This window comes from Mycobacterium sp. E3198 (assembly GCF_001667015.1).
In the GTDB taxonomy this organism is placed as follows: Bacteria; Actinomycetota; Actinomycetes; order Mycobacteriales; family Mycobacteriaceae; genus Mycobacterium.
In genome coordinates this window covers 1-530 of record NZ_LZIS01000154.1, presented here as the reverse complement: position 1 = coordinate 530, position 530 = coordinate 1, and the positions used below count along the sequence as shown (strand labels likewise).

At 69.8% G+C, this 530-nt stretch carries 1 protein-coding gene; it reads left to right on the top strand.

The annotated features are described in order from the left end of the window. The coding region (locus A5673_RS16720; protein ID WP_156748309.1) for a glycosyltransferase at positions 1-530 on the top strand (530 nt) is incomplete at both ends.

Sequence of the window (530 nt, the reverse complement as noted above, 5' to 3'; positions counted from 1 at the left end):
CCGACGACGGCGCCGCAATCGCCTCCGCGCTGCTGCGGCCCGGGGACCGGCTGGTGAAGAATCAGCCCCGCCTGGGCCTCAACGGCAACCACAACAAATGCCTGGAACTGGCGCGCGGCACGTGCGTGCAGTTCGTGCACGGCGACGACTGGCTGCTTCCGGGCGCCTTGGCGACGCTCGCTCCCTACTTCGACGACCCGACCGTCGGGCTGGCGTTCGCCCCCCGGCGGGTGGTGCAGGACGAGAATCTTCCGTGGCGGCGCCGAGTGGGCCCTGCGCACAAACACTTTTGGCGGCTTCGCGAGCGCAACCGCGGGCCTTGGCTCGCCGCGCAGCAGCTGCTCCGCGGCGGCGCCGGCAATTGGATTGGCGAGCCGACCTGCGTGATGTTCCGCCGCCGGCTCGCCCTGGATGCCGGGGGGTTTCGGACCGACATCTACCAGCTCGTCGACCTGGATTTCTGGTATCGCCTGATGGTCCGGTCCACGGTGTGTTTCCTGCCCCGGGAGCTGTCGGTGCGAACCCACACC